Source organism: Enterococcus sp. (assembly GCF_022711995.1).
In the GTDB taxonomy this organism is placed as follows: domain Bacteria; phylum Bacillota; class Bacilli; order Lactobacillales; family Enterococcaceae; genus Enterococcus_D.
This window is the reverse complement of the sequence record NZ_JALAHI010000145.1, coordinates 20,181-27,241: the sequence shown is the minus strand read 5'-3', so window position 1 is coordinate 27,241 and position 7,061 is coordinate 20,181. Positions and strand designations below refer to the sequence as shown.

The 7,061-nt window shown below is 42.6% G+C and carries 6 protein-coding genes; all 6 read left to right on the top strand.

Annotated elements, in window-relative coordinates; all coding sequences use genetic code 11:
* Nucleotides 1-43: 43 nt before the first annotated feature.
* The 6 genes from Q0A12_RS14630 (at nt 44) to Q0A12_RS14605 (ending at nt 7,029) form a co-directional block, all read left to right on the top strand.
* Nucleotides 44-517 carry a hypothetical protein gene (locus Q0A12_RS14630; protein ID WP_291293362.1) on the top strand — a complete coding sequence of 158 codons (474 nt, stop codon included), beginning with the start codon at nt 44-46 and terminating at the stop codon, nt 515-517.
* A 716-nt stretch (nt 518-1,233) separates the two neighbouring features.
* Nucleotides 1,234-3,039, top strand: coding sequence for an ABC transporter substrate-binding protein (locus Q0A12_RS14625; protein ID WP_291293361.1), 1,806 nt, complete (start codon nt 1,234-1,236; stop codon nt 3,037-3,039).
* 32 nt (nt 3,040-3,071) lie between these two features.
* Nucleotides 3,072-4,052 (top strand): ABC transporter permease, encoded by a 981-nt coding sequence (locus Q0A12_RS14620; protein WP_291293360.1) that lies wholly within the window; start codon nt 3,072-3,074, stop codon nt 4,050-4,052.
* Entirely contained in the window at nt 4,049-4,909 is an 861-nt protein-coding gene (locus Q0A12_RS14615; RefSeq protein ID WP_291293359.1) for an ABC transporter permease, read from the top strand. Before Q0A12_RS14620 ends, Q0A12_RS14615 begins: the two co-directional genes overlap by 4 nt.
* A complete protein-coding gene (locus Q0A12_RS14610) occupies nt 4,902-6,065 on the top strand; it encodes an ABC transporter ATP-binding protein (RefSeq protein ID WP_291293358.1) in 1,164 nt (387 codons plus the stop codon). The genes Q0A12_RS14615 and Q0A12_RS14610 overlap by 8 nt, the downstream gene beginning before the upstream one ends.
* The gene (locus Q0A12_RS14605) at nt 6,049-7,029 is read left to right on the top strand and encodes an ABC transporter ATP-binding protein (protein WP_291293357.1); all 981 of its coding nucleotides are present in this window, start codon (nt 6,049-6,051) and stop codon (nt 7,027-7,029) included. The genes Q0A12_RS14610 and Q0A12_RS14605 overlap by 17 nt, the downstream gene beginning before the upstream one ends.
* The last annotated feature ends 32 nt before the right edge of the window (nt 7,030-7,061 follow it).

The following is a 7,061-nucleotide window of genomic DNA, read 5'->3' as shown; positions in this document are numbered from 1 at the left end:
TATTTATGGTATGTTGCGATTATAATACCAAAGGAGGAAGTAGGTGTTAAAGGAGTTTAGACCAAAGAATAATGCCCAGTATTGTTTATCAGAAATTTTGTTTGATTTCTATACAAAAAAGAATCAAAGTGGCGTGGTGAAGGATATCTTATACATGCATGTAAAACAAACGCGCACAAAAGAAGAATTAGTAGAACTGATTGATAGGGTTGCGGAAGAAGACGCATTTATTTTGCGATATTGGAGAACACGTTTTGCTAATACAGAAAAAAAGATGCTTACATCATTTGACAAAATGTCCTACTCAATGTCTGCCTTATCGATTATCTTAGCTATGTTGGCTTTGACATTCGAAATAAAAAGTCCAGAATTTATTATACCCGTGTTTTTGTTGTTGGTTCTCGTTGCTATGTATCTCTTGCGTATTCCCTTTAATAAAGATGATGATAAATACTTGACTGTGGTTTACTTATTAGACGAAGCGCTGCGAAAGAAGGAACAAACTAAAGACCACTAACCGCCCTGCTATTTATATTCATATAAGAAGCGGAGTAAACCTTGTACATCCGTTTAATTCTTGTTAAAACAATAGGAATATCAAGTGAAATCTCCATATTTTAGTAAAATACTGCCATGTTTTGAACTTCTTGTTCGTTTTTTCTTTGATGTTCGCTTGCAAACCCTTTCAATATTCGCTACACTAATAACCGAATAGAAACCAAAAAAAATAGGCACCTCGCAACTCTGTTGGCGCAGAGCAGCGAGGCCCTGATCAGTCAGACCTTTAACCAAGATGACCAATCAAGTTGCCATAGTTGAACGCCATCGGCATCAACGTGTTTATTGTACCCAAAATTTCCCTTCATTTCTAGTAGTGGGATGGTTTTTTGGTAAATTTTCGCGGGATGCTAGACGCTTATTTTGCTATGTCAAAGGCATTGGACAGTCTTGTCCGATGCCTTTTTTGTCGTTGAAACATTCATGCGCAGAATCGTTTTTGACAAATGGCTGGCATATAAGCCTCGGAATGATAGCCCTTACTGACAAATAGGTAGTCATAGCTGAACGAATAGTAAGTCGTTACATTCGTTGGGTGAACAATCCTTCTATCCTAGGTCCAGAAGTTGGCAAGCCTTGGTTTCTATTCACCTATGGTTGATTCGATAGCCATTGAAGACAATCCGTCAATCGTTATCGGATCAACAGGGATCAAATCAATTGAGGAGTGAACACATGAAAAAAATCAAAGGGCTGATTTGCTTGGCGGCATTATTTCTCTTAACGGCCTGCGGAGAAGAAACAAAGGAGAAAGATCAAACGGCGCAGGACTCGCAAACATTAGTGATCAATGGCGATTATGTTGTCCCACCAACTGCCCATGGCAATCCCTATATTAGTGGTTTTATTGGTGGGGGAATTGAACCTTATGTGCAAGAAGCGTTGTTTTCATTTACCCCAGTTGGCGAAGGCGGTGAGAATTTCAAGCCTAGGCTAGCTTCGAGCTACAGTATTGATCAAAATGTGATCAATATCACATTAAAGGAAGGCATCAAATGGAGTGATGGCAGCGTCATCACTGCTCAAGATGTACTGACCAGCTACCAAATGTGGGTTGGTAAGAAACAGATTTGGGAATTTTTAGAGAAAATTGAGGTTCCAGATGAGCAAACTGTGGCATTTCACTTCAAAAATGAGAGTCACTTGATGTTAAATTTACTGACTGATGTAAAGGTAGCTGCTCGTTTCGAGGAATACGGTGATTGGGCGCAGCAATATCAGGGTATTGCTGATGCAGAGCGGGAATGGCATGATGAGACCAACACGTATTGGTATTCGGAAGCAGGAAATGAACAATTACAAATCCTTAATGAAGAATTGGAAGGATATATGCCGCAAGTGACAGATATGGTTGGTTCGGGTGTATTTACGATTGCTAATCTTTCTACAAGTGAAGCAGTCTTGGAGAAGAATGAACACTTTTATCAGGAGACTGGTATCGACTCATTAACAATTATTCGCGCTGTCACACCTGAAGTAGCTGCTAACAGTATGATCGATGGAACTCTCGATATGCACAGTGGTGGTATGACAGAAGATCTGATTCGCCAAGTTGAAAGTAAGTTGGATCATTTTACTGAGTTTTATTTACCAGAGTATTCACAAATGTCCGTAGTTTTCAATGTAAAGCAGGCTTTTGCACAGGAGCTGGCTTTCCGCGAAGCAGTGGCTTATTTGGTGAATCCCGATGAAATTCTTCCGTTAGCAGAAGTCGGCAGTATGCCAAGTGAGACTGGGAGTACTGGACTGCCGCTTTCCTTACAAGAAGTTTACGGATTGACAGATTGGGTGCATTCAGAGCTTACTGCACGAGAATACAATGTTGAGAAAGCGGAAGCTGTCTTATTGGCAGCTGGTTGGACAAAAGAAGATACCTGGATCGATGCGCAGGGAAACAAAGTGGCTTTTGATTTTGCTTGCAATAATGGTTGGGGTTCAGCTTTATTGCCGGGAGAAGCGATCGTTAATGAACTGAATAATTTTGGCTTTGATGTGACCTTTCTGCCAATGGAAGGTGCTTCTTATGATGCGTATTTGAGAAATGGAGAGCACACCGTTGCTATCGAATTTGCGCCACCTTCTAATATTCTTTATGCCAATCCTTATGGAACGTATGAACAATTATACAAGGGACGCAGTTGGCTATTTGGACTTGAAACGGAGCCTACAGGAGAATTGTACTTGACTAGTGATCAAGGGAAAGTTGATGTGATTGCTTTAACGAATCATCTGTTTGACAGTGAAGGAGACGATTTTATTGCGACCACCAAAGAATTGATGGCAGTGACAAATGAACAGATCTTGTTTATCCCTTATCTAGAAAAAGGTTTTCCAGTGCGTGTCCTTAATCCAACCATCGATTTTCAAGTTCCCGCAAACCAATTGGTCCAAGACCCACGCTTTATTGGCGTTGGTGAATCGATGTTTTCTTCATTGATTGCGGAAGGAACGCTACGAAAGAGCATGGAAATCACTGATTAAACAAATAGACTGGAAGGTGGCGTGTATAAGAAATGAAGAAATTAGCGAATGTTTTCCTTACGATAACTGCAGGTGTCTTTATGACTTTTTTGATTATCAAAATCATGCCTGGCGATCCAGTAACGATTTTGGCAAATGAGCTGCGAAGTACGCAGGGGATCTCAGAAGCGGATGCTATGAGTCGAGCGATCAGTATGCTGAATTATGATCCTTCTCAACCCTTGCTGCAACAAATCAGCCATTTCATTCTGCAGCTTCTAAGAGGAAATCTGGGTACCTCAATCCGTTTTCGGACGCCTGTTTTATCCATTGTTTTCAGTGCATTGCCTTGGACGCTTTTTTCAGCTGGCGTGGCGACCATTCTTTCGTATATGGTAGGTACACGAATCGGCTTGATGATTGCATGGTCCAAGAACAAACGCTTGAACATGGTGACAGAAACACTGACCTCCATGGTTGGCTCGTTTCCAGATTACATCATTGGGTTCTTCTTGGTCTCTTTGTTTGCTGTGCAGCTTGTCTGGCTGCCGAGTCGCGGTGCCTATGGATCACAAGTGACAGTTGGTTTGAATCTCCCGTTTCTTATTAGTGTGGGACGTCACGGTATATTGCCTATTAGCGCCATTTTTGTTGTTTATTTGGCGAACTGGATTCTGAATATGCGGGGAAGTGCTATGAATGTCATGCACCAAGAATACATCAAATATGCCCGTGCGCGCGGTTTGAGTGATGGTGTGATCCGCAAGAAATATGTCGGTAAGAATGCTCGTTTACCCATGATTACCACATTAGGAACGACTTTTGGCCTTTTATTGGGGGGAGCGCCATTGATTGAGAACATCTTTTCTTATCCAGGATTGGGCTATTACTTGAACACAGCTATTGCGGTGCGGGATATTCCTTTGATGCAAGGGATGTTCTTTATGATTATTGTCACAGTAGTTGGCGCAAATGTTATTGTGGATACATTATATGGCTATTTGGATCCTCGATTAAGGAGGCAGTCAGAATGAAACAATTGTCTTCTTTTATCAAAGTAATTCGTGCGAATCGTCAAGCGGCTATTGGAATGTATTTATTACTGATTCTAGTTGGTTTCGCTCTTTTTGGTCAATGGCTGATTGGCGACTTGCCTGCTGATTATACCAATCGACTATTAGGTCCCTCTTTGCAACATCCTTTAGGAACCGATTTTACTGGCAGAGATACATTGTTGCAGTTTATTTTAGGAACAAGAGATGTCGTCCTAATTGCCTTGTTTTCAGGTTTTTTCTCGATTTTGATTGGCATGTCGATTGGTATTGTTGCCGGATTTGTGGGCGGAGCGACAGATAAACTCTTGATGTTTTTCACGAATGTCGTTTTGACGATTCCTTCTTTTCCCGTACTTATGGCACTTTCTTTGGTGATCAGTGCGGGAAATGTTCTAGCTTTTGGTTTTCTTTTGGCAATTTGGAACTGGGCAGGGTTGGCTCGCAGCGTTCGGAGTCAGGTCATGACATTGCGGGGAAGTGAGTACATTATGGCTAGCCGGCTTTTGGGAATGTCCAAGGGATATATGATTCGACAAGATATTTTACCAAGTCTCATTCCTTATATTGCAATCAATTTTGTCTTGATCATGCGGGCATCGGTTCTTGCCTCTGTCGGTTTGATGTTGCTAGGATTAGCACCTTTCAAAGGAGAGCATTGGGGAATCATGCTGAATTTGGCAATGACCAAAACTGGTGCCATGTTTGGTTCCTCAGCTGCAATTTATTTGATTACACCGATCGTAGGTATCGTTGTTTTCCAGTCGGCCTGCTTTCTTTTTTCAAAAGGACTAGAAGATGCCTTTAATCCAAGAATTAGGAGTGAGATCGATGGTTAAGATACTTGAAGCGAGCCAACTAACTATAGGGTTTCGTCGCCACGGGAATTCTAAAAGTAGACCAAAGCGACGGATCAGACGAATTCCTAACAAGCTGACACGGAAGAATCAGCTTGAAAAGCCAACAGGTTCAAAAGTGTATGGAAAAAGAGGGGGAATAGAAGTTTCGGAGATGCTTTTGAGGCAGACGAATCGTGGAACGATCAATGCAGTGGATCAGGTGTCTTTAACGATTGAAAAAGGAGAAATCTTGGGAATCATTGGTGAGAGCGGCAGCGGAAAGTCCACATTGGCTTTTGGCCTTTTAAACTTGATTGATGTGCCAGGTGAAGTACTGGCTGGACAGGTATATTATTGGCAATCTGGGGAGGCGATTGACTTGTTTTCCTTAGGATCACAGGAAGGAAATCGTTACCGCTGGCGGGAGATCGCAACGGTTTTTCAGGCAGCGCAAAGTGCCATGAATCCGATCTTAACAGTAGAAGAACATTTCTATGAAACAGCAGCAGCCCATCAAAAAACGGGCGGCACCAAACTGGATGCCAAAATCGATGACTTGCTGCAATATGTGCGATTGGATGAAGGAGTCAGAAAAATGTATCCCTTTGAATTAAGCGGCGGAATGAAACAGCGAGTGCTGATTGCATTAAGTTTGCTGCTTGATCCGCAGGTAATTATTCTTGATGAGCCTACGACAGCGTTGGATGTGATTACCCAATGGTATATTCTGGCTATTTTGCGGAAAATCAATCAAGAGAAAGGAATCACGATTGTTTTTCTTACTCATGACCTCTCGATTGTTAGTTCAATGGTAGACCGAATCGCTGTGATGTATGCTGGACAACTGGTAGAACTAGGCGAGGTGAGTGCTGTCATGACGGATCCTGCGCACCCATATACCAAAGCGTTACTGGAGGCAATTCCTAGCTTGACGGATGCTATTGATACACGTTCATCGATTCAAGGAGTGGCTTTTGATCTGGCTAAAGCGGATGCGACCTGCCGTTTTAAAGAACGATGCTCTTTAGCTGCGCGCATTGCTTGTGATGGCAGCGAGGAGACTTGCCATATGCTTTTTCCTGTCAGTAAACAACAAGCTGCGCGGTGTATCCACTTCAAACAATTACAGGAGGAAGACCATGAGTCCATTACTTGAATTAGTAGCTGTCCACAAAGCTTTTTCACCAAATGAACCGGCGATTCTCAGAGGCATCGATTTGGCCCTTGCCTCAGGAGAAAGCCTGGCATTAGTGGGAGAAAGTGGCTGTGGTAAGACGACATTAGGAAAGCTGATCACGGATCTTCATCAACCTACTGCGGGACAGGTACTTTATAAAGGCAAAGACTTACGCGCGATGACAAAGAAGGAATATCAGTCGTATCGCCTCAAAGTACAAATGATCCAGCAAGATTCCTTTGCAGCACTTAATCCGTACAAGACGATTTTTCATTCTCTGCAAGCAGCGATGCGAAAGCATGGATTTGCTAAAGATCAGGACGAGGCGCGAAGGAAAGTGCATGCGCTATTAGCCGATGTCGGATTATTTCCCACAGAACAATTCATTGATAAATACCCGCATCAGTTAAGTGGCGGACAACGGCAACGCATACTGATTGCGCGGGCATTATCTGTAGAACCAGAACTGATCGTGGCAGATGAACCTGTTTCAATGGTAGACGTGTCCCTAAGGATCTCCTTGTTGAAATTGTTGCGTAGAATGAATCAGAAGTATGGAATATCTTTTGTTTATATTACGCACGATCTTGCTACTGCCCGTTACATTTCAGATCATGGGAAACTCTTGGTCATGTATTTAGGAGAAGTGATGGAAGTTGGTGATATTCGACAAGCCACCAATCATCCGAATCATCCATATTTTCGGGCATTAGTAGCAGCCGTTCCGCAAGGAATCGCTAATCGGCAACACACTATCCCTGATTTGCCTTTGAAAGGTATCGATATCCCTGATATCAAGCAATTACCGACCGGCTGCATTTTTCATCCTCGCTGCATCTACGCGACAGAAAAATGCCATATTCAAAAACCCCGATTGATCCATCAAGGGGCAGCAAAAGTTGCGTGTTTTCATCTAGAGGAGATTGAAGAGAGTTTTCAGTGATAATCATGCAGCAAATCGCAAGCACATATCCG